Annotated in this window: 19 protein-coding genes; 6 read left to right on the forward strand and 13 right to left on the reverse strand. The window is 61.7% G+C overall.

Features of this window, described 5'->3' with window-relative positions; translation table 11 throughout:
* Window positions 1-39: 39 nt before the first annotated feature.
* The 4 genes from CPH89_RS24160 to CPH89_RS24175 are packed head-to-tail and all read right to left on the reverse strand — an operon-like array spanning window position 40 to window position 2,744.
* Window positions 40-1,185, reverse strand: coding sequence for a MalY/PatB family protein (locus CPH89_RS24160; protein WP_053256251.1), 1,146 nt, complete (start codon window positions 1,183-1,185; stop codon window positions 40-42).
* A 59-nt stretch (window positions 1,186-1,244) separates the two neighbouring features.
* Entirely contained in the window at window positions 1,245-1,838 is a 594-nt protein-coding gene (locus tag CPH89_RS24165; protein WP_053256250.1) for an FMN-dependent NADH-azoreductase, read from the reverse strand.
* Window positions 1,835-2,275, reverse strand: coding sequence for a GNAT family N-acetyltransferase (locus CPH89_RS24170; protein ID WP_053256249.1), 441 nt, complete (start codon window positions 2,273-2,275; stop codon window positions 1,835-1,837). The genes CPH89_RS24165 and CPH89_RS24170 overlap by 4 nt, the downstream gene beginning before the upstream one ends.
* A complete protein-coding gene (locus CPH89_RS24175) occupies window positions 2,268-2,744 on the reverse strand; it encodes a carboxymuconolactone decarboxylase family protein (RefSeq protein WP_053256248.1) in 477 nt (158 codons plus the stop codon). The genes CPH89_RS24170 and CPH89_RS24175 overlap by 8 nt, the downstream gene beginning before the upstream one ends.
* 131 nt (window positions 2,745-2,875) lie before the next feature.
* Between CPH89_RS24175 and pdxR the strand changes: the two genes are divergently transcribed.
* Entirely contained in the window at window positions 2,876-4,261 is a 1,386-nt protein-coding gene (gene pdxR, locus CPH89_RS24180) for a MocR-like pyridoxine biosynthesis transcription factor PdxR (protein WP_053256530.1), read from the forward strand.
* Window positions 4,262-4,306: 45 nt separating this feature from the next.
* On the opposite strand, the gene CPH89_RS24185 is transcribed toward pdxR, so the two are convergent.
* The 6 genes from CPH89_RS24185 to CPH89_RS24210 all read right to left on the reverse strand — a co-directional run bounded on the left by CPH89_RS24185 (window position 4,307) and on the right by CPH89_RS24210 (window position 10,280).
* On the reverse strand, window positions 4,307-5,383 hold the full coding sequence (locus CPH89_RS24185) for a nucleoside hydrolase (RefSeq protein WP_053256247.1): 1,077 nt from the start codon (window positions 5,381-5,383) through the stop codon (window positions 4,307-4,309).
* Window positions 5,384-5,411: 28 nt separating this feature from the next.
* Window positions 5,412-6,722, reverse strand: coding sequence for an MFS transporter (locus CPH89_RS24190; RefSeq protein ID WP_053256246.1), 1,311 nt, complete (start codon window positions 6,720-6,722; stop codon window positions 5,412-5,414).
* A gap of 219 nt (window positions 6,723-6,941) precedes the next feature.
* Window positions 6,942-7,574, reverse strand: a complete 633-nt coding sequence (locus tag CPH89_RS24195; protein ID WP_053256245.1) for an N-carbamoylsarcosine amidohydrolase — start codon at window positions 7,572-7,574, stop codon at window positions 6,942-6,944.
* 11 nt (window positions 7,575-7,585) lie between these two features.
* Complete coding sequence (locus CPH89_RS24200; RefSeq protein WP_053256244.1) at window positions 7,586-8,338, reverse strand: maleate cis-trans isomerase family protein; 753 nt, start codon at window positions 8,336-8,338, stop codon at window positions 7,586-7,588.
* Window positions 8,339-8,352: 14 nt separating this feature from the next.
* Complete coding sequence (locus CPH89_RS24205) at window positions 8,353-9,150, reverse strand: alpha/beta fold hydrolase (RefSeq protein ID WP_053256243.1); 798 nt, start codon at window positions 9,148-9,150, stop codon at window positions 8,353-8,355.
* Complete coding sequence (locus CPH89_RS24210; protein ID WP_053256242.1) at window positions 9,147-10,280, reverse strand: FAD-dependent monooxygenase; 1,134 nt, start codon at window positions 10,278-10,280, stop codon at window positions 9,147-9,149. Before CPH89_RS24210 ends, CPH89_RS24205 begins: the two co-directional genes overlap by 4 nt.
* A gap of 307 nt (window positions 10,281-10,587) precedes the next feature.
* Here CPH89_RS24210 and CPH89_RS24215 point away from each other — a divergent pair, with 307 nt between their 5' ends.
* From CPH89_RS24215 to CPH89_RS24230, 4 genes are all read left to right on the forward strand, one after another.
* Window positions 10,588-11,640, forward strand: a complete 1,053-nt coding sequence (locus tag CPH89_RS24215; protein ID WP_053256241.1) for a 2,5-dihydroxypyridine 5,6-dioxygenase — start codon at window positions 10,588-10,590, stop codon at window positions 11,638-11,640.
* Between the two features lie 190 nt (window positions 11,641-11,830).
* The gene (locus CPH89_RS24220; protein ID WP_053256240.1) at window positions 11,831-12,265 is read left to right on the forward strand and encodes a MarR family winged helix-turn-helix transcriptional regulator; all 435 of its coding nucleotides are present in this window, start codon (window positions 11,831-11,833) and stop codon (window positions 12,263-12,265) included.
* Window positions 12,266-12,556: 291 nt separating this feature from the next.
* Window positions 12,557-13,048 carry a (2Fe-2S)-binding protein gene (locus tag CPH89_RS24225; protein ID WP_053256239.1) on the forward strand — a complete coding sequence of 164 codons (492 nt, stop codon included), beginning with the start codon at window positions 12,557-12,559 and terminating at the stop codon, window positions 13,046-13,048.
* Window positions 13,045-16,572: a molybdopterin cofactor-binding domain-containing protein gene (locus CPH89_RS24230; RefSeq protein WP_053256238.1), complete on the forward strand. Its 3,528-nt coding sequence runs from the start codon at window positions 13,045-13,047 to the stop codon at window positions 16,570-16,572. Before CPH89_RS24225 ends, CPH89_RS24230 begins: the two co-directional genes overlap by 4 nt.
* A gap of 1,466 nt (window positions 16,573-18,038) precedes the next feature.
* Here the strand turns inward: CPH89_RS24230 and CPH89_RS24240 are convergent.
* Complete coding sequence (locus CPH89_RS24240) at window positions 18,039-18,686, reverse strand: TetR/AcrR family transcriptional regulator (protein ID WP_053256237.1); 648 nt, start codon at window positions 18,684-18,686, stop codon at window positions 18,039-18,041.
* A gap of 159 nt (window positions 18,687-18,845) precedes the next feature.
* Between CPH89_RS24240 and ggt the strand changes: the two genes are divergently transcribed.
* The gene (gene ggt, locus CPH89_RS24245; RefSeq protein ID WP_053256236.1) at window positions 18,846-20,570 is read left to right on the forward strand and encodes a gamma-glutamyltransferase; all 1,725 of its coding nucleotides are present in this window, start codon (window positions 18,846-18,848) and stop codon (window positions 20,568-20,570) included.
* 10 nt (window positions 20,571-20,580) lie between these two features.
* Here ggt and CPH89_RS24250 read toward each other — a convergent pair whose 3' ends face one another.
* Complete coding sequence (locus CPH89_RS24250; RefSeq protein WP_053256235.1) at window positions 20,581-21,126, reverse strand: AAA family ATPase; 546 nt, start codon at window positions 21,124-21,126, stop codon at window positions 20,581-20,583.
* Window positions 21,123-21,686, reverse strand: coding sequence for a nicotinamide riboside transporter PnuC (gene pnuC / locus CPH89_RS24255; protein WP_053256234.1), 564 nt, complete (start codon window positions 21,684-21,686; stop codon window positions 21,123-21,125). The genes CPH89_RS24250 and pnuC overlap by 4 nt, the downstream gene beginning before the upstream one ends.
* Window positions 21,687-21,775: the final 89 nt, after the last annotated feature.

Below are 21,775 nucleotides of genomic sequence, written 5' to 3' on the forward strand. Positions count from 1 at the left end.
GGGGTTCGGCACTCGTTGCGAAACGTTGTGAATTGCGCCCTAACGGTGACGCAGTGCGTGCGCCATGCGTTGCAGGCCTTCTTCGAGCATCGCCCGTGGGCAGCCGAAGTTCAGGCGTACAAACTGCTGGCTGTCATCGCCGAATTCGATGCCTGCGCTCAAGCCGACCTTGGCCTGTTCGAGGAAGAACTGCTGCGGGTCGTCCAGGCCAAGCGCGCTGCAATCCAGCCACGCCAGGAAGGTGCCTTGCGGGGCATGCATCACCACACCCGGCAAACGGGTGTGCACGGCATCAAGCAGGTAGTCACGGTTGGCTTGCAGGTAATGCACCAGCGCGTCCAGCCAGTCGCTGCATTGGCTGTAGGCCGCGCGGGTGGCTTCCAGGCCCAGCGGGCTGACACTGTCGACCATGCCGCAGCGGGCATTATTGAAGCGCTCGCGCACCTCGGCGTTTTGCACCACGGCGAAGCAGGTCTTCAAACCAGCGACGTTGTAGGCCTTGCTCGCCGACATCAGGGTAATGGTGCGCTGGGCGATTTCAGGGCTGAGGCTGGCGGTCGGGATGTGGCGGCGGCCATCGAAACACAGTTCGGCATGGATTTCGTCGCTGATGATCAGCGCGCCGTTTTCCAGGCAGGCGTTGGCCACCGCGAGCAGTTCTTCGCGGGGGAACACTTTGCCCATGGGGTTGTGCGGGTTGCTCAGCAACAGTGCACCGGCGCCGGTCAGTGCCTGGCGCATCGCGGGCATTGGCGTGAGGTATTCGCCGTTGATCAGGTCGAACGGCACTTCGATACGCGGCAGGTTCCAGTGGCCAGGTGCCAAGCGTATCGGCCGGTAATTGGGGGTTTGCAGCACCACCGGTTGGCCAGGTTGCACAAACGCATGCAGGGCCATATTAAAGCCGGGCTCCACGCCGGGCAGGAACAACAGCTCTTCAGGCTGCACGCGCCAGGCGTATTTGGCCCACAGGTCAGCGACGATGGCTTCACGCACGTCCGGGCCGGCGACGCTGTAGCCGAGGATTTGCTGGTCCAGGCGAGCATGCAGCGCTTGCAATATTGCCGGTGGCGCGGCGATATCCATGTCGGCGATCCACATCGGCAAGATGTCTTGCGGGTAGCGGCTCCACTTGGTGCTGCCGGTGCCGAGGCGGGGGTGGATCGTGTCGAAATTAAAGCTCATGGGCGGCTCGTATCAGAGAGGCGGGTGCAAGAATGGCGCTGATTCTAGCGCCATTAATTTTATAGGCCAGTGCTGATTGCCTGCGACAATTGTCGGTGTGCCTGTTCCACCGCCAGAGCGACCGCCTCTTCACCGCGCACCATCGCGCCCAGGTAGACGAAATCGACCCTGCGGATGCCCACCGTCGACAGGATCGCGGTCAGATACGGTGTGAGGAAATCCGGCTCATGCCCCTTGCGTGAATTGCCGCAACTGACCAGCACAAACGTGCGCCGATCCTTGAGCAGTCCGACTTTTTCGAACTGTGCATTCACCGTGAAACTGCGATGAATACGCACCACATGGTCGATCCAGCCCTTGAGCGCCGCCGGCACAGTGAAATTGTGCACCGGGGTGCAGAGGATCAGCAGGTCACAGGCTTCCAGCTCAACAATCAATTGTTCCGACAACGCGGTCGCGTCGCCGCTCAATCCGCCAGGCGTGGTGAGTGCATTCGCATACTCGCGGGTCAGCGGCGGCAATGCCTGGCCGCCGTAATCGCGCTCGATGACCTCGGCGCCCGGCACCCAGTCATTCAGCAGCGCGCGAGCCAGCTGGAAGGTCTGCGCGGCCTTGCCGTGGGGGCTGAAGCTGAGCAACAGGGCGCGGGTCATTGGCTCAAATCCTGGGAGAAATGCATACCGCGCGGCAGCAGGCCTTGACGGAAGTAGAAACGCTGGGCCAGGGCCATGTGCATGCCGGTGTCCAACACCAGGTAGCGATAACCCCGGGCGCGGGTTTCTTCGCGCACCCGTTCGAGCAGTTGCTCACCCAGGCGTCGACGTTGCAACGCCGCATCGACCACCAGGTCATCGACATAGATAAACCGCCCGTAGAGGGTGTTTTCGGTCAGCCGGTAGCCGGCCAGGCCGATGACCCGGCCGTGCTCGCGCGCGGCCAGCAAGTGGTAGCCATTTTGGCGCTGGCGCTGGACTTGTTCCGCGAAGCTGATGGCGTCGGTCAGGTGCGGCCGCAGTTGCTGCATCAGCGCAAAGCTGGCGATGCAGTCGGCCTCGGTTTCCATCGGCACGAATTCGACATGCTCATTCATCGTTGAGGTGCTCCTGATGGGCCTTGACCGCCGTCGGCACTTTGCGAAAGCTGATGGCGACGCGGTTCAAGGCGTTCATCAGCGAAATCGCCAGGGTCAGGTCAGCGACTTCCTTCTCGCTGAACATTGCCGCCACGCTGACGTAATCCGCTTGCGGCACTTGGGTTTGCGCGACCTGGGTGACCACCTCGGCCCAGGCCAGGGCGGCACGTTCACGCGCGGTGAACAGCGGCAAGGCTTCGTGCCAGGCGGCCAGTAGCATGATTTTTTCCAGGCTCACGCCTTGCTTGAGCAGGTCGCGCGAATGCGAGTCCAGGCAATAAGCGCAGCCGTTGAGTTGCGAGACCCGCAGGTACACCAGTTCAATCAATTCTTTCTCCAGGCCGCAGCCATGGATATAGCTGTGCACTGATCCCAGGGCTTTGTAACCTGCAGGGGCGGCTTTGGCGTAATCGAGACGGTGTTTCATGGGCGATCCTTGTTTGCGTAAGGGATGCGCCATTTTCGGTGGCGGCACGGCCACTCAACAGGGGCATGATTGGACAAGTGGGTTGGGACATGATCAGACTCCGCTTTGTCATTCTGCCGAGCCTGTTAGCGATGTCGTCACTGCCCAAATACCAGGAAATCTACCGCCGCTTTCGGCTGGCCATTGATCAGGGCCAGCTTGGCCCGGGTGATCGCGTGCCGTCGGTGCGCAGCCTTGCGCTGGAACTCAAGGTGGCGCGCGGAACGGTGGAAGCGGCTTATCAACTGTTGGTCAGTGAGGGTTTTTTTGAGGCGCGGGGGCAGGCGGGTACCGTCATTTCCAGGGCATTGCCGCAGGTGGCGATGAAACCGCAGCCGGCCGCACTGCCGCAGGCCTCGGCAACCCCGGCGTTGCAAATGGGTCAGCCGGCGCTGGATGCGTTCCCGCGCAAACTGTGGGCACGACTGGTCACCCGGCAGGTGCGCCGTACCGATGCCGACAGCCTGGGCATGGGCGACGTGCGTGGCGCTCAGGCGTTGCGTGTGGCGATTGCCAGCTACCTGGCGTTGTACCGGGGCGTGGAATGTACGCCACAGCAGGTATTTGTGTGCTCAGGCTATGCGGGGTGCCTGACGCTGGTGTGCGATGCGCTGCAGATGGCAGGGCAGCGTTGCTGGTATGAAGACCCGGGTTATTTGCACGCACGGCAGCTATTGATCCATCAAGGCGTTGAGCTGGTGCCGGTGCCGGTGGATCGGGATGGGCTGGATGTCGAACAAGGCATGCAGCGTGATCGTCAGGCGCGACTGGCGGTCGTGACCCCAGCCCATCAGAGCCCCCTGGGCGTGGCGTTGAGCCGGGCGCGGCGGCAGGCTTTGCTGGCCTGGGCGCAGGAGCAGGGCAGTTGGGTGGTCGAGGATGATTACGACAGTGAGTTTCGCTACCAGGGGCAGCCGTTGGCGGCGCTCAAGAGTCAGGATGTGCAAGACCGGGTGATCCATGTCGGGAGCTTCAGCAAAATGCTGTTTCCGGGGTTGCGCCTGGGCTATCTGGTGGTGCCCGCGCAACTGGTGGAGGCCTTCGAGCACAGCGCCCACGCGTTGCAACAGCGCAGTGCGCAGTTATTGCAACTGGCGGCGGCGGATTTTCTGGAACAGGGCCATTTCACCCGCCACCTGAAAAAGATGCGCCTTTTGTATGCGCAGCGCCGAGGGTTTTTAGTGGAGGCGTTGCGCGTGCATTGCGCGGCGTTTTTGCGCGTGGATGAGCAAGCCGGGGGAATTAATCTGTTGGCGCGGTTGGTGGTGGCGGTGCCGGATCACGTTGTCGCCGAGGCGGCGAATCGCGAAGGCCTTGCCCTTCAAGCGTTGTCGCAGTGGATGCTTGAACCGGGGCGCGAGCAAGGCTTGTTGATGGGTTTTACCAATGTGGTGACGGCGCAGCAGGCCAATGCGGTGGCGCTTAAGTTGTCCGGCATTCTGCAGGCGTGCCTCAATCCAACGCCGGGCCGTTCGTGACTGAAAGGATGGTCGCTCCCACGCCAGGTGGGAGCGATCCGCCGGTCAGTGTTTGACCGGGGTTGGCAATGTCACGAGGTTGACGTAGCCGTCCCAGAACTTCTGCTGATCGACGCCAAACACCACGTTGGCTTTCTGCGTACCGACCGGTGCGCCTTTTTTGTAGCCCAGTGCGCGGCCGTAGTCGGCGCCGAAGGTCGCGTCTACGTCCACCCACAACTCGCGGGATTCGGTGACGATTTGCGGGTTGACCAGGAACAGTGCGGGCAAACTGTCCCAGGTAAAGCTGTGGTAGCTCGGGTCTTTGTCGAACAGCGGCCCGAACTCGTGCTGGTAGAGGTCGGCAATCGCGCCTTTCTGGGCAATCACGCGCTGGTAAACCGATTTGTCGAAGGTGACTTTCTCGCACACATCATTCGGGAAAATCACGTGTTCGATCGGTGAGCGCAACACGATCTTCGCGGCCTCGGGATCGAACCACCAGTTGAATTCCGCCGCCGGCGTGGTGTTGCCCGGGATCTCCAGGGCGCCGCCCATGTACACGATGCGCTTGATCAGCGGCACGATGTCCGGCGCCGAGCGAATCGCCAGGGCGACGTTGGTCAACGGGCCGACGGCGAGAATGGTCACTTGGTGCGGGTTGGCCCGCACGCTTTGCACGATGAACTGCGCGGCGGTCTCGCTGCGCAGTTGGGTGTGAGTGGCCAGGCCATCCGGTGGCGCGATCAGTTGCGAGGGCGAGGTAGGGCGCGGGTGTTTGAACGCGCCCGGCCAGCCGGCGCCAAACAACGCTTTCTCGGCCTCGTAGGTGGTGTAGTCATGCAGCAGCGGGTAGGCGGCGCCCGAGTAGACGCCCACCTCTTTTTCCACGCCCATGCGTTCCACGGCCTTGAGGGCATCGACTTGCTCCTGGTCGACCCAGGCATTGCCGCTGACCAGGGTCATGCCCAGCAGGTCGATGCGTTTTTGCGCATGCAACTGGGCAAGCATGATAAAGGCCTGGCCGTCATCGTTGAGCACGTTGAAGTCGGTGTCGAAAATGACTTTTTCGGCCGCCTGCGCAGTGCCGGTACACAGGCCGACGGCGACAAACAGCGCACAGCATTTAAGGAAAGCTTGCATGGTGATTCATCCGCAAGAATGGTTGTTGTTAACGGTTCACCAGTTTCGCCGGCAAGGCGATGACCAGGAAGCTGCTGAGGATCAGGCAGCCGGCGAAGAACCACAAGGCGCCGGCGCTGCTGCCTGTGACGTCGATCGCCACGCCCATCAACGAGTTGCTCACCAGGCCGGCGATATTCGCCAGCGAGCACGCCAGGGCGAAACCGGTGGCCGCCGCCGTGCCTTTGAGAAAGGTCGCCGGCAGGCTGAAAAACACCGGTACGGCGCCGATAATCGCGGCCGAGGCGATGGCGAACAACAGCACCGTCGCAACCACGTTGTGGGTGAAGAATGTGCTGGTGGCCATCGCTGCTGCGCCGATCAGGAACGGCACGATGATGTGCCAGCGGCGTTCACGGTGTTTGTCCGAGCTGGCGCCGATCAGCAGCATGCCGAGCAAGGCCGCCACACTCGGCAATGCGGTGAGTATGCCGATATGGAAAGTATCGGTAATGCCCGCATTGCGGATGAATGTCGGCATCCAGAACCCCATGGCATAGGCGCTGAGCAGGATCGAAAAGTCGATACCGCCGAGCATCCACACTTTGAGGTTGAAGAACCCATCGCGGAAGCTGTGCTTGCTGCCGCTTGCGTCGGCGTCGTCCTTGCGCAGTTCGCTTTCAAGCAAGGCCTTTTCCTCGTCCGACAGCCATTTGGCTTGCTGGAAGCTGTTAGGCAGCGCCCAGAAGGTCAGCACGCCGAGCAACACACTGGGCACCGCTTCAATCAGAAACAGCCACTGCCAACCACGCAACCCGCCCATGTTGTCGAAGTGGCCCATGATCCAGCCGGACAGCGGGCCGCCAATCACGCTGGACAGCGGCAGGCCGATCATGAACAGCGCGATGATGCGCCCGCGCCGATGGGTGGGGAACCAGGTGGTGAGGTAATACAGCACGCCGGGCAAAAAGCCCGCTTCGGCGGCGCCGAGCAGAAAGCGCAGGATGTAGAACTGGGTGGTGGAGGTGACCAGCATGGTGCAGGCCGAGAGCAGGCCCCAGGTGATCATGATGCGCGCGATCCAGAGCTTCGCGCCGACCCGTTCCAGGATCAGGTTGCTCGGCACTTCAAAGAGGATGTAGCCGACGAAGAACAAGCCGGCGCCGAGGCCAAACGCGGTTTCGCTGAAGTGCAGCTGGTCGAGCATCTGCAACTTGGCGAAGCCGATGTTGATGCGGTCGAGGTAGGCGGCCAGGTAGCAGAAACACAGGAACGGAATCAGCTTCCAGGTGATCTTGTGGTACAGCGTGGTAACGGGGTCGGCGACCGTGGTCGCGGACGCTGCATTCGCAATGGGCATTGGGGTGTCTCCCGGCGGTGGCTTATGGTTTTTATACAGCCGCTTTTGTTCGAGCACTTCGGAGTGCTGTAAAAGCGACTTCCAAAGGCAGTGTCAGAAGACTGAGGTATTTTTGGTTGGGCATTCACCTCGGGCGAGCTCCCATTAGGTGAATGCATTTCCAGGCCGGACCTCAGTTTTTTCAAGACCACGCTCTATGGCGCAGTTCTTAATAACGTCTTATTGCTCCCTGAACTTGCGCATCGCCTCTTGCTTGCTCACCACGTCGCCATACTTGCTGTCGATATCGAACAAGTTGGCTTCGTGGGGGGCGGGGTGTCGGTCGCCGACGCATTCGCGCACGACGATGGTGCGAAACCCGTGTTGCACCGCATCCACTGCGGTGGCACGAATGCAGCCGCTCGTGGAACAGCCGGCCAGCACCACGGTGTCGATGCCTTGGGCGTGCAGCATCGGGGCCAGGCTGCTGCCGAAAAATGCACTGGCGTATTGCTTGGTGATCACCACTTCATCGGCCCGGGGCAAGACCTCGGGGCAGAACGCCGCGAGTGGGTTGCCGTCGACCATGTCCTTCATCACCGGGGCTTTCTTGACCCAGATACCGCCGTCGGCGAAATGGCCGGGATGGTAGCGGATATTGGTGTGCACCACCGCAATCCCGTGCTTGCGGGCAGTGACCAACAGTTCGACGCTTTCAGTCACGGCAATTGCAACCTCGGGGGCGTATAGCGGCGCGCCTTCGGTGGTGTAGCCCTGCATGAAGTCGATCATCAGCAGCGCGGCTTTTTTGCCAAAGCCAATGCGGTTGCCCCATACGCCCTGGTAGTTGGCGTCGGCGGATTGTTCGCTCATCGCAAAACTCCTCAATAGGCGCCGGAGAGCAGGGCGCCGGCACCTGGAACGATCGGCTCCAGGTCGAGCGCCTTGAGCATGGCGTAGGTGGTAGCGATGGCGGCGGTGAGCACCGGTTTGCCGGTTTGCGCCTCGACCTTGGCCACCACCGGCAGCGATTGCATCTGCACGCAGGCCGAGAGCACGATCACGTCGACGCCTTGCAGGTTCATACCGGCGACGATGGCCGGCAGGTTGGCCGGGTCGTGGCGCGCCACGTCGAGGTTGTCGGGGATCTCCAGGGCGCGCCAGTCGACCACGTCAAAGCCTTCTTCGCGGATGTAGTTCACCACCAGCTCGGTCAGCGGCTTCATGTACGGCGCGACAATCGCGATGCGCTTGGCGCCCATGACTTTCAAGCCTTCGATCAGCGCACCGGCGCTGGTAATGACCGGGGCGTTGGCATCGTTATCCGCCGTGGCCTTGCGCAGGCGCTGCTCGGCGTTGCGGTGATAACCGAGCCCCATGGCCATGATCGCCACCAGGCAGGCGTAACCCAGCACGTCGACCTTGGCGTCGGACAGTTCAACGGCACAGCGGTCGGATTCGCCGTCCATCGCCGCCAGTTCTTCTTTGCGAACTTGCTTCATGCGCATGCGGCTGGAGTGAAAGGTAAAGCGCTCGGGGCGAATCGCCTGGCGCGCGGTGAGCATCGCCGGGATCTCGGTTTCCATGGTGGTGTTGGAACTCGGCACGATCTGGCCGATGCGGTAAGGCTTCTGCATGGTGGTCTCCATTCTTATTGTGTGAGGAAGTCGCCGAGGGCGTGGAAGAAACCCTCGAGGTCATCCCACGGAATCATGTGCCCGGCGTTGGGTACGCGGGCGACCTGGATGGCCGGTTGCAGGTCCTGGATTTCGGCGACGTCTTCGTCGAGGATCACCCCGCCGCGTCCGGCCACCATCAACAGGGCAGGGGCCTTGAGGTGGGGCAGGTCCTGGTGGAAGTCCACCGTGTGAAAGTCATTGAAGGCGCGCACGATGGCGGGTTCATAGCAGGTGTGCAGCCATTCGGCGCGCAGCTGCAGTTGCTCTTGCGTCCAGGTGGCGCAGAAAGCGCGCATCGCCTCGGCATCCATTCCAAGCAGGGATTGGCGGATCGAATCGACGTACCACGGCAGTTTGCTCGGGTATTCACGCCGACCGGGGCCAGACACCGGCGGGTCGATCAGCACCACGCGGTTTACGCCCTGGGGATGTTTGACGGCACTGCGCACGGCAAAGCGCGCGCCCATGGAATGGCCGACCAAGTGGTAGCGGTCGAGGTTCAGCGCATCGGCAAACGCACCGATATCCTCGGCGCAGGTGTCCGCGCTGTAATCCAGCTCGGGGCCGGTGGACGACAGGCCGCGTCCGCGTACATCCAGCACATAGGTGTCGAACTGCGCGCCCAGGCGCTGCGCGACAAACCCCCAGGTAATCGCCGGGCTGGTGATGCCCGGGATCAGGATCAGCGCCGGGCCTTTGCCGCCGTAACGCAAGTAGTGCTGGCGAATGCCATTGGCCTGGACGTTACCGCCATACAAAAAGGTGCTCACGCGGCCACCCCCGACTTCAGTTCCTGGGCGTACAGGTCATAGCCGTAGACCCAGGCCGGGTCTTCCTGGGCGCGCAGCCAGGTGTTGGCGTTGGACACCGCCTGCACGCGGGACGCGCGTTCCTTGCGGTTGGCTTCATACAGCTCGAACGCCGTGCGGTAATCGCTGATTCCGGTTTCCTGCAGGCAGCGCGTGAGCATGGCGGCATCTTCGATGGCCATGCCGGCGCCCTGGGCCATGTGCGGCTTCATCGGGTGGCAGGCGTCTCCCAGCAATACCAGGCGGCCACGGCTCCACAGCGGTAACGGGTTGCGGTTGCGCAGCGGCCACTTGGTCACGCTTTCGGTGGACTCGATCAGTGCCTGCACGGTGGGGTGATAGCCCTTGAAGGCAGCAAACATCTCTTCGCGGCTGCTGTCGACGAACGCGCCCTGGAAGTCCCATTCGGCATGGGGCACGCCGGTGACGTAGTAGTACTCGTCACGTTTGCCGGTGGTGTAATAGACCATCATGTGACGGTCTTCGGTCCACCACTTGATGCAGTCTTCGAACCTGAGGTCGTACTTGGCCAGTTGGTCGCCACGGATCAGCGCGCGGTGCGCCACCCAGCCGCTGTACAGCGGTTTTTCCACGCCGAGCAGTTCTTCGCGAATCTTCGAATTGATGCCGTCGGCGCCGATCACGATGTCGGCGTAGGTCACTTCACCGTCGGCAAAGGTCAGGCGCACCTGGGTGTCGGTTTCCTCGAGGGTTTCCAGGCGTTTGTTGAAATGCAGCGTGCCGGGTTTGAGGGTGGACATTTGCAAGGCGTGCAGGTCGCCACGGTGCACGGTGATGTAGGAAGCACCGTAGCCAGTGAGGGGAATGCGCGAGAGGTAATCGCCGGTTTCGCCGCAACGGCTGAACCAGTGCTCGGGGTGTGAGCCCATCAGGTCCAGCTGTTGTTCGATGCCCATGCGGCGAAAGATTTTCATGATGTTGGGGCCCATGTGGATCCCCGCGCCCAACCGGGAAAACGCTGGCGCCTGCTCGTAGATGTCGACGTCAAAACCGGCTTGCTGCAACAGGGTGGCCGCTGCGGCGCCGCCCAGGCCGGCACCGACGATAGCGATTTTTTGTGTGCTTCCCATGGGGCGTGATCCTCTCTCTTGGTGATTTCCGGCGGCGTCTGTCCGCAAGGTTTTTAAAGTGTATACACTCATTTTTTGAAATGGGAAGCCTGTGCTCGCAAAATAATTTTTGGCGAGCAATTGTCATCTGTAAAGCTTTTATCCCTTTATCTGTTGGGTTTGTTTCGTATGGTAACGTTGTGGCGCGCTGCTTGCAGTCCGCCAGTAATTCAGGTCTTATCGTTATTAATTGGCGTATACGCTATAAAATTGCACTAAAGTGAAGCGCAGTGCTTGAACGTGGTGCAGCCCAACAGGAGACAGGAAAATGCCGGTAAGCGATTGCGAACTGACCCAGATGTTTGAACACGTGTTGACGCTGTCGAAGGTCGACCCGACCCAAAGCGTTGCCGTGCTCAAGAGCCATTACTCCGACCCGCGCACCGTGCGCGCCGCGATGGATGCAGCGCAGCGCCTGGGGGCCAAGGTGTATGCGGTGGAGCTGCCGGCGTTCAACCATCCCAAGGCGATGGGCAATGACATGACCGCCTACTGCGGCGATACCGCGCTCACCGGCAATATCGCCGCCCAGCGTGCGCTGGAAGCCGCTGACCTGATCGTCGACACCATGATGTTGCTGCACTCGCCGGAGCAGGAGCAGATCCTCAAGACCGGCACGCGCATCCTGTTGGCCGTGGAGCCCCCGGAAGTGCTGGCGCGCATGCTGCCCACCGAAGCAGACAAGGTGCGGGTATTGGCGGCCGAGCAACGGCTCAAACAGGCGCGCTCGATTCACGTCAAATCCCGCGCCGGCAGTGACTTTCGTGCGGCATTGGGGCAATACCCGTCAGTGACCGAGTACGGTTTTGCCGATGAGCCGGGGCGTTGGGACCACTGGCCCAGCGGCTTCCTGTTCTCCTGGCCGAATGAAGAAACCGCCGAGGGCGTGCTGGTGCTGGACGTCGGCGACATCCTGCTGCCGTTCAAGACCTATACGCGCGAGAAAATCACGCTGGAGATCGAAAAGGGCTTTATCACGGCTATTCACGGAGGGTTCGAGGCTGAATACCTGCGTGATTACATGAAGTATTTCAACGACCCCGAGGTGTATGGCATCTCTCATATCGGCTGGGGGTTGCAGCCACGGGCGCAGTGGACGGCCATGGGGCTGCATGACAAGAACGACGGCATGTGCATGGACGCGCGGGCGTTCTATGGCAATTTCCTGTTCTCCACCGGGCCCAATACCGAGGTGGGCGGCACACGCAAGACGCCATGCCATATGGACATTCCGCTGCGGCATTGTGATGTGTATCTGGATGATGAGGCTGTTGTGATTGCCGGTGACGTCGTTGCGCCAGCCGCCTCACTGGCGCGCTGAAGATCCAAAGGTGGGAGCGGGCTTGCTCGCGAAAGCGGTGTGTCCGTTAACCGATGCAGTGGCTGAACCAGCGCATTCGCGAGCAAGCCCGCTCCCACAGGGTTGTCCGGGTTTCTTCAGTGAGAAGCTTGAGTCCATGCATCATCCCCGCCATCATGCCTCCCATTGCTAATCACCCGCCGAGCCCGCCGTGCCTGATTCCTACGTTTTCTCTGAACAAGTTGGCCACCTGCTGCGCAAGGCCTACCAGCGCCACCTGGCGATCTTTCAGCAGAATGTCGGCGACTCCCAACTCACTGCCGTGCAGTTCGTCACCCTGTGTGCGCTGCGCGATCACGGTGCAAGTTCGCTCACCGAACTGGTCAAGGCCACCGCCGTAGACCAGGCGACCATTCGCGGTATTGTCGAGCGGTTAAAGGCCAAGGAGCTGATTACCCTGGAGCCGGACCCGCAGGATAAACGCAAGGTGGTCGTCGATCTTTCCGCTGCCGGTGCCGTGCTGGTAGATCAAACCGTGCCCTGCGCCGCGCAGATCAGCGAGCTGACGATGAGCAACCTCAACCCGGCCGAACGGGTGGCGGTGCTGTTCCTGCTGCGCAAGATGATCGACGATCCGCAGGAATAACTGTGGCGAGCCGGCTTGCCGCGCGTTGGGCGGCGCGGCAGCCCTGAACTAAGCCCGGCGCTGCTTTCTCAGCGCCACAGCACGCTGCCTGAATGGGGCCGCTTCGCCTCTCCACGCGAGGCAAGTCCGCTCGCCACCGCGTGCGTATGCATTCTTTGGCATCGTTTTTGCTCTCGGTTCATGTAGTAGTCACTTCACGCATCAAGTGTGTCGCAAGGCCCCAGGCCGGCGACGCTTTTTTTTGACTGTTTCGTGTAGTAGGCACTTCACCAACTGATACAGGCGAAGCGAATGATCAGCCCACTCATCACAGTAGCGCTTGAGGTCAACGGCGATACCCGAGAAGTCAGCGCCATGGCGGATACGCCGCTGTTGCTGGTGTTGCGCAATGACCTGGCGCTCAATGGCGCCAAATACGGCTGCGGCCTGGGTGAGTGCGGCGCCTGCACCGTGATCATCGATGGCGTGGCGGCGCGTTCTTGTGTGTTCCCCTTGTCGGGTGCGGCAGGGCGAGCGATCGTCACCCTCGAAGGCCTGGGCACCCGCCAGGCGCCGCACCCGGTGCAACAGGCGTTTATCGATGAACAGGCCGCGCAATGCGGCTACTGCCTCAACGGCATGATCATGACCGCCAAGGCCTTGCTCGACCGTAACCCCAACCCCAGTGAAACCGAGGTGCGCAACGAACTCTCGGGCAACCTCTGCCGCTGTGGCACCCATATCGAAATCCTGCGCGCAGTGCTGCGTGCCGCTCACCTCTTGACCGTGGATGGCCGACCATGACCGACACCCCACTTTCCCGTGACCAGTGGCTGGCCAAGGCCGGCGTGTTGCTGGTCGTCGATGATGTGCTGCCGCCTTCGGGCCCGGTGGCCAAGGGCGGCACGCCCACAGTTAAGCCCAAGGAGCTGGGGCTGTTTATCGCCGTCAACGATGATGGTGTGGTCTATGCGTTCAATGGCCATGTGGATCTGGGCACCGGCATTCGCACCTCACTCGCGCAGATCGTCGCCGAAGAGCTGGACCTGAGCCTGGACCAAGTCAAGATGGTGCTGGGGGATACCGAGCGCGCGCCGAACCAGGGCGCGACCATTGCCAGTGCGACTGTGCAGATTTCCGCGATTCCCTTGCGTAACGCGGCGGCCGAAGCGCGACGTTTTTTGCTGGCGCGGGCGGCGGGCCGTTGGGGAGTGAGTACGGGCAGCCTCAAGGTTGAAGCCGGGGTTATCCGCGCAGACGACGGGCGCAGCACCACCTACGGTGAACTGGTCAGCGGCCAGCACGACCAGTTGCGCATCAGCGGTGATGCACCGTTGAAGGCTGTCGAGGATTACCGTCTGGTGGGCCAGGGCGCTGCGCGCGTGGATATCCCCGGCAAGGCCACCGGTGAACTGACCTACGTGCACGACCTGCGCGTGCCGGGCATGCTCCATGGTCGGGTGGTTCGCCCGCCGTATGCCGGGTTGGATTGCGGGGACTTTGTCGGGAACAGCCTGCTGAGCGTGGACGAGGCGTCTATCGCGGATATCCCCGGGATCGTCGCGGTGGTGGTGATTCGGGATTTTGTCGGCGTGGTCGCGTTGCGTGAAGAGCAGGCGATCAAGGCCGCCCAAGCGTTACAGGTGCATTGGAAACCCTGGAACAACGCCTTGCCGGACATGAGTGATGTCGAGCAGGCCATCCGCGACAACCCGCGGGTGCGGCGCACGGTGCTTGACCAGGGCCATGTCGATGCCGCCCTGGCCGGCGCCAGCCAGCGCATGCCGCGCAGTTACCTGTGGCCGTACCAGATGCATGGTTCGATTGGCCCATCGTGTGGCGTGGCTGATTACCAGGCAACGGGCAGTCGAGTGTGGTCCGGCAGCCAGAACCCCCACCTGTTACGGGCGGATCTGGCCTGGTTGCTTGAGTGCGACGAAAGCCTGATCGACGTCATCCGCATGGAAGCCGCCGGTTGCTACGGGCGCAATTGTGCCGATGATGTGTGCGCCGATGCCTTGCTGTTATCCCGCGCGGTGGGCAAGCCGGTGCGCGTGCAACTGACCCGCGAACAGGAACACCTGTGGGAGCCCAAGGGCACGGCGCAGTTGATGGATGTGGACGGCGGCCTCAACGCCGACGGCAGCATTGCCGCCTATGATTTCGAAACCAGCTACCCCTCCAACGGCGCGCCAACCCTGGCGCTGTTGCTCACCGGCCGCGTCGAGCCGGTGGCGGCGATGTTCGAGATGGGCGACCGCACCTCGATCCCGCCGTATGACATCGAGCATATGCGCGTGACCATCAACGACATGGCGCCCATCGTGCGCGCGTCGTGGATGCGCGGCGTGTCGGCCTTGCCCAATACCTTTGCCCACGAATCCTATATCGACGAACTGGCGTTTGCCGCCGGTGTCGACCCAGTGGAATACCGCCTGCGCTACCTCAAGGATCAGCGCGCCATCGACTTGGTGAAGTCCACGGCTGAACGCGCCCATTGGTCACCGCGCACCGCGCCGATGCAAACCGCCAATGAAGACCACCTGCTGCGCGGCCGGGGCTTTGCCTACGCGCGCTACATCCACAGCAAGTTCCCCGGTTTTGGCGCAGCCTGGGCGGCCTGGGTGGCGGATGTGGCCATCGATAAGCAGACCGGCGACGTGTCGGTAACGCGCGTGGTGATCGGCCATGACTCAGGGATGATGATCAACCCGGCGGGCGTGCAGCATCAGATTCACGGCAATGTGATCCAGTCCACCAGCCGGGTGCTCAAAGAGCGCGTGACCTTTGAAGAGTCGACCGTGGCAAGCAAGGAGTGGGGCGGTTACCCGATCCTGACGTTCCCCGAAGTGCCGCAGATCGATGTGCTGATGATGCCGCGTCAGGACCAGCCGCCGATGGGCGCCGGTGAATCGGCGTCGGTGCCGAGCGCGGCGGCAATTGCCAATGCGATTTATGACGCCACCGGCATTCGTTTTCGCGAGCTGCCCATCACGCCCGAGCGGGTCTTGGCCGCGCTGAACGCCGGGACGCTGGGCGAACCTGCCAAGTCGCCGGTAACCCGCAAAAAATGGTGGTTCGGCGCAGTGTTCGCAACCTTGGGCGCGGTGCTGGCCACGGCCTGGCCGTTTCAGCCTGAAATCGCGCCGATAGCACCGCCCAGTGCCGGCACCTGGTCCAAGGCCACCCTGGAGCGCGGGCGTTTGCTGGCGGCGGTGGGTGATTGCGCGGTCTGCCATACGGCGCCGGGCGGGGCGACCAACGCAGGCGGGCTGGCGATGCAGACGCCCTTCGGCACGTTGTACAGCAGCAATATCACCCCCGACGTGAAGACCGGGATCGGCGCCTGGTCCTACCCGGCATTCGAGCGGGCGATGCGCGACGGCATTGGCCGCGATGGGCGCAATTTGTATCCGGCGTTTCCCTATACGGCGTTTCGCAATATCAACGAGGCGGACATGCAGGCGCTGTATGCCTACCTCATGTCGCAGGCGCCGGTGAGCCAGGCGCCGACGCCGAATGCGCTGAAATTTCCGTTCAATATCCGCCCGTTGATGGCCGGTTGGAATGCGCTGAATTTAAGGCGCGCAGAAATGACCCCGCAGCCTGAACGCGGTGAGCAGTGGAACCGCGGCAATTATCTGGTCAATGGCCTGGGGCACTGCGCGGCATGCCATTCGCCGCGTAACCTGTTGGGTGCGGAGAAGGGCGGTAAGGCGTTCCTCGCCGGTGGCCGTGTCGATGGGTGGGAGGCGCCGGCATTGACCGGTTTATCGAAAGCCCCGACGCCGTGGACTGAAGAGCAGTTGTTCAGCTACCTCAGCACCGGTTATTCCGACGCCCATGGCGTGGCGGCGGGGCCGATGGGGCCGGTGGTGAGTGAGCTGTCGAAGTTGCCCAAGGCGGATATCCGCGCGATGGCGGTGTATTTGGCTTCGCTCAACGGCGAAGCGGTGGCGCAAGTGCAGGGTGTGGCAGCGGCGGCTGTGCCGAATCCGAATGGTCGTCGGGTGTTCGAAGGGGCGTGCAAGGCGTGCCATGCTGATGGCGTGGGGCCGAAGCTGTTCGGTGTCAGTCCGTCATTGGCGAGCAATACCAATGTGCACAGTGACCAGCCGGATAATTTGATCAAGGTGATTCTGCAAGGTATCAGCGCGCCGGCGACCAAGGATTTGGGGTATATGCCGGGCTTCAAGGACAGTTTGTCCACTGCCCAAGTGGCGGATCTGGTGGCTTACCTGCGTGGGCAATTTGCGCCGAATGCGCCGGGCTGGGAAGGGCTGGAACAGACGGTTGCGCACTTGCGGGCCAATCCTGGTACTCACTGATGTTTCAAGGTGGATGACGGTCGGTTGCTTTGAGCCTGTGAGGGGGGAGGTGGATTGAGTACATATCCGTTGCTGCGGTCACGGCCACCTATGGTTCCGCTCTTACAGCGGGTCACTTTTGGCAAACGCCCCAAAAGTAACCAAAAGGTCTTTGCCCCACCACTCGGTGCCTCGCTTAGGCTCGGCATGCCCTCACGCAGGCTTGAATCCGTGGGCCGCCGCAATGGGCCATCCCTGGCCCAGTGCGGCTAACCCGGCGTCCTGCCGGGTTACCCACGGATTCAAGCCTGCGTTCGGCCAGCGTGGTTAACGGGGCCTGTCAGATCAAGATCAACAGCAGATCAAAGTCAAAAGCAGAGCACGGCGGCCTGAAAGCCGACCTGAGTGGTAGAAGCAAAAGCACAGCAACACCACGTTTACCGGATGAAATGAGTTCCAAATGTGGGAGCGGGCTTGCTCGCGAAAGCGGTGGGTCAGTCGGCTTATTTGTAACTGACCCAGCGCATTCGCGAGCAAGCCCGCTCCCACAATGTTGACCGAGTTTAGCTACCAGCACCGCAGTGCTCTGCTTTTCTGTGGGAGCTGGCTTGCCTGCGATGCAGACACTTCGATACATCAGGCATACCCAGCCGCAGACCCCATACCAGCTCCCAGATTGACCCAGTACAGCCTGAAGAGCTGCCGACCCTCTGCCTGATGTACCCAGTTCCAAATGTGGGAGCGGGCTTGCTCGCGAATGCGCTGGGTCAGTCAGCTTATCTGTCACTGATGCGCCGCCTTCGCGAGCAAGCCCGCTCCCACAATCTTGACCGAGTTCAGCTGCCAGCACCGCAGTGCTCTGCTTTTCTGTGGGAGCTGGCTTGCCTGCGATGCAGGCACCTCGATACATCAGGCAAACCCAGCCGCAGACCCCATACCCGCTCCCAGATTGACCCAGTACAGCCTGAAGAGCTGCCGACCCTCTGCCTGATGTACCCAGTTCCAAATGTGGGAGCGGGCTTGCTCGCGAATGCGCTGGGTCAGTCAGCTTATCTGTCACTGATGCGCCGCCTTCGCGAGCAAGCCCGCTCCCACAATGTTGACCGAGTTCAGCTGCCAGCACCGCAGTGCTCTGCTTTTCTGTGGGAGCTGGCTTGCCTGCGATGCAGACACTTCGATACATCAGGCATACCCAGCCGCAGACCCCATACCAGCTCCCAGATTGACCCAGTACAGCCTGAAGAGCTGCCCACCCTCTGCCTGATGTACCCAGTTCCAAATGTGGGAGCGGGCTTGCTCGCGAATGCGCTGGGTCAGTCAGCTTATCTGTCACTGACCCAGCGCATTCGAGAGCAAGTAAGCTCCCACAATGTTGACCGAGTTTAGCTGCCAGCACCGCTCGACAACCAGAGCACTCAACGCGTAAGCAAAGATGTGTAGCGACCTATGGCTATCGGCAAGCCAGCACCCACTGTTTGAGCCAATTTCTACAGCGAGGTCGGCGTGACCCCGCGCACGACCAAATCGCTGATAAACCCCAGCCAATCCTGCTGCTGCCCTTTAGCCGACAGGTCTTCACCGAGGAAGGAGCTTAAGGTGTGGCGGTTGGAGTTATAGAAGTAGCACAGCGAAGCGATCATCAAGTACACGTGTTTGAGGTCGATGTCCTGACGGAATACGCCCTTGGCCTGGCCGGCTTCTATGATCGGCCGCAGCACGCCGACGGCTTCTCCTGACAGCCGGCGCATTTCGCCGGATTGCTGGGCATGTTTGCCGTGGTGGAGGTTTTCGATGCTCAGGATTGCCACGAATTCGGGGTGTTTGACGTAGTAATTCCAGATAAACGCCACCAAGTCGCGCAGCGCCTGTTCCGGCGTATTCAAGTCCAGCTTGAGTTTGCTTTCGGCTTTATTGAACTGCTCGTAGATGTGCTCCAGCACGCAGATGAACAGGTGTTCCTTGCTGCCGAAATAGTAATAAAGCATGCGGTCGTTGGAGTCGGCCGCTTTGGAGATAGTGTCCACGCGCCCACCGGAATAACCGTCGCGGGTGAACACCTGGACCGCTGCCTGCAGGATGCGCGCACGGGTCTGGTCGGCCTGTTGGGCGCGAATACCGGTCTTCTTGATCACCATTAAAAAGCGCCTTACCGACAGTCAAGGCGCGAAATATAGCATGGGCATTTTTGCGGCCGTTCTGTGACCGACAAGTTCTGTAATAAAAACGCCATTGCGCTGGGGATTGGAATCCAGTCGGGCTATTTTGGTGCGTCTTAATAACTAGAGTAGCCATGGATGAAATACCAACCCTTCAGCCGTACCCTGATTGCCACTGCACTGGTGTTGACGGTCAGCGGTGTGCAGGCCGCTTCCCAGGCCCCGGTGGCCGGTGAAAATGGCATGGTGGTCACGGCCCAGCATCTGGCAACTCATGTGGGCGTCGATGTGCTCAAGGCCGGCGGCAACGCGGTCGATGCGGCCGTGGCCGTGGGCTATGCCCTGGCCGTGGTATACCCGGCAGCGGGCAACCTGGGCGGCGGCGGGTTCATGACCGTGCAATTGGCGGATGGGCGCAAGACGTTCCTCGACTTCCGCGAAAAAGCCCCGCTGGCGGCGACGGCCGACATGTACCTGGACAAAGACGGCAAGGTCATCGACGGCCTGAGTGCCAAGGGCCATTTGGCGGTCGGCGTACCTGGCACGGTGTCCGGCATGGAAACCGCCCTGAGCCAATACGGCACCCTCAAGCGCGCCCAGGTGATTGCGCCGGCGATCAAGCTGGCGGAAAACGGTTTTGAACTGGAGCAGGGCGATATCGACCTGCTGCACACTGCCACCGGCGAGTTCGAAAAAGACCAGGACCTGCGTGCAATCTTCCTGCATAACGGCCAGCCGATGCAGGTCGGCCAGAAGCTGGTGCAGAAAGACCTGGCCAAGACCCTCAAGGAAATCTCCGCCAAGGGCACCGACGGTTTCTATAAAGGCTGGGTCGCCAAAGCGCTGGTGGACTCCAGCCAGGCCGGCAAAGGCATCATCACCCAGGCTGACCTCGACACGTACAAGACCCGTGAACTGGCGCCCATCGAATGCGATTACCGCGGTTACCACGTGGTCTCGGCACCGCCGCCAAGCTCGGGGGGTGTGGTGATCTGCCAGATCATGAACATCCTTGAAGGCTACCCGATGGCCGACCTCGGCTATCACTCGGCGCAAGGCCTGCACTACCAGATCGAAGCGATGCGCCACGCCTACGTGGACCGTAACAGCTACCTGGGCGACCCGGACTTCGTGAAGAACCCGGTCGCGCATTTGCTGGACAAGGACTACGCCGCCAAGCTGCGCGCCGCCATCGAGCCGCAGAAAGCCGGTGATTCCCAGGCGATCAAGCCGGGTGTGTCGCCCCACGAAGGCAACAACACCACGCATTACTCCATCGTCGACAAGTGGGGCAACGCCGTTTCGGTGACCTACACCCTGAACGACTGGTTCGGTGCCGGCGTCATGGCGAGCAAGACCGGGGTGATCCTCAATGATGAAATGGATGACTTCACCGTCAAGGTCGGCGTGCCGAACATGTACGGCCTGGTCCAGGGTGAGGCCAACGCCATCGCTCCGGGCAAGGCGCCGTTGTCGTCGATGAGCCCGACCATCGTCACCAAAGACGGCAAGGCGGTGATGGTGGTGGGAACGCCAGGCGGCAGCCGGATTATCACGGCGACCTTGCTGACGATCCTGAATGTCATCGACTACAAGATGAACATCCAGGAGGCCGTCGACGCCCCGCGTTTCCACCAGCAGTGGATGCCTGAGACCACCAACCTTGAGGCCTTCGCCGTCAGCCCGGACACCCAGAAGATCCTGGAAAGCTGGGGCCACAAGTTTGCCGGTCCACAGGACGCCAACCACTTGGCCGCGATCCTGGTGGGCGCGCCGTCACTGGGCGGCAAGCCGGTCGGCAACAACCGTTTCTACGGGGCTAACGACCCGCGTCGCAACACCGGCCTGTCCTTGGGCTACTAAACGCCGTCAATTACTGCAGGAGCGAGCCCGCTTGTTCCTGCAGCAGCTGTTCGACAGCGGCGAAGGCTTTGTCGCGGCGCGCCTGCCAACCCCCACGAATCACGACCACCGGCTGGCGGTGCTGTTGCAGCCAGTCCAGGCTGCCCTGGAAAAACGCCCGGCGGTCCGCCAGTTCCGGCTGACAACGCTGGCCGTCGGCGGTCCATTCCACATCCTCGGGCGACAGCAGAAGGTGCAGGTCGTAATGCCGCGCCAGCAATTCGCTGTCGAGCCATGCCGGGCAGTCGCCGAACAGGGTCTGGCTCCACAGCGTGTTGGTCAGCAGGTGCGTGTCGAGGATCAGCAGCCGGGGTTGCTGGGCGCGCGCGGCGTCCTCCCAGGCCAGTTGGCCACGGGCAATCGCAGGAATATCCGCCAGGGTGGTGTCACGCTGATAGTGGTCGATGAAATACCGCACGTATTCACCGACCATCAGCCCGCCGAAGTGTGCCTGCAGTTCCGCCGCCAGCCAGCTTTTGCCGCTGGATTCCGGGCCGGCCAGTACCACGACTTTCATGCGTGCAACGCCGGGTCGGCGCGCCATTCACGCCAGCCTTGCACGGCAATCACGGTGAACAGCGCGTAAAGCGCGGCTGTCAGGTACAGGCCTTTATAGAGGAACAGCCCCACGAAAATCACATCCACAGCAATCCACAGCGGCCAGCATTGCACGCGTTTTTGCGCCATCCACAGTTGCGCCACCAGGCTGAAGCCGGTGAGGGCGGCGTCGAGCCAAGGTTGGGCGGCATCGGTCCAGTGCGCCATGGCGGCGCCGAGCAGCAGGCTGAAGACTGCGCCAACGGCCAGGCTGATCATGATCGAAGGCCAATCGAGGCTGCTGACCTGGCGCCCTTGCTTGACCTCACCGGCGCGGGTCCATTGCCACCAGCCGTAAAGTTGCAGGACGGCGTAGACCACCTGCAGCAACATGTCGGAATAGAGTTTCACGTCGAAGAACACCCAGGTGTAAAGCAGCACCATCACCAGGCCGATGGGCCAGCACCACGGGTTCTGTTTGACCGTCAACCAGACAGCGATCACCCCCAGGGCGGCGGCGAACAGTTCAAGCCCGGACATGGCGGTTCCTTGGGGACGTGGGAGAGGGCGGCGATTGTAACTTCAAAATGCCGAAGGACCAATGTGGGAGGGCGCAAGCCGCCTCCCAC

Source organism: Pseudomonas fluorescens, assembly GCF_900215245.1.
GTDB lineage: Bacteria > Pseudomonadota > Gammaproteobacteria > Pseudomonadales > Pseudomonadaceae > Aquipseudomonas > Aquipseudomonas fluorescens.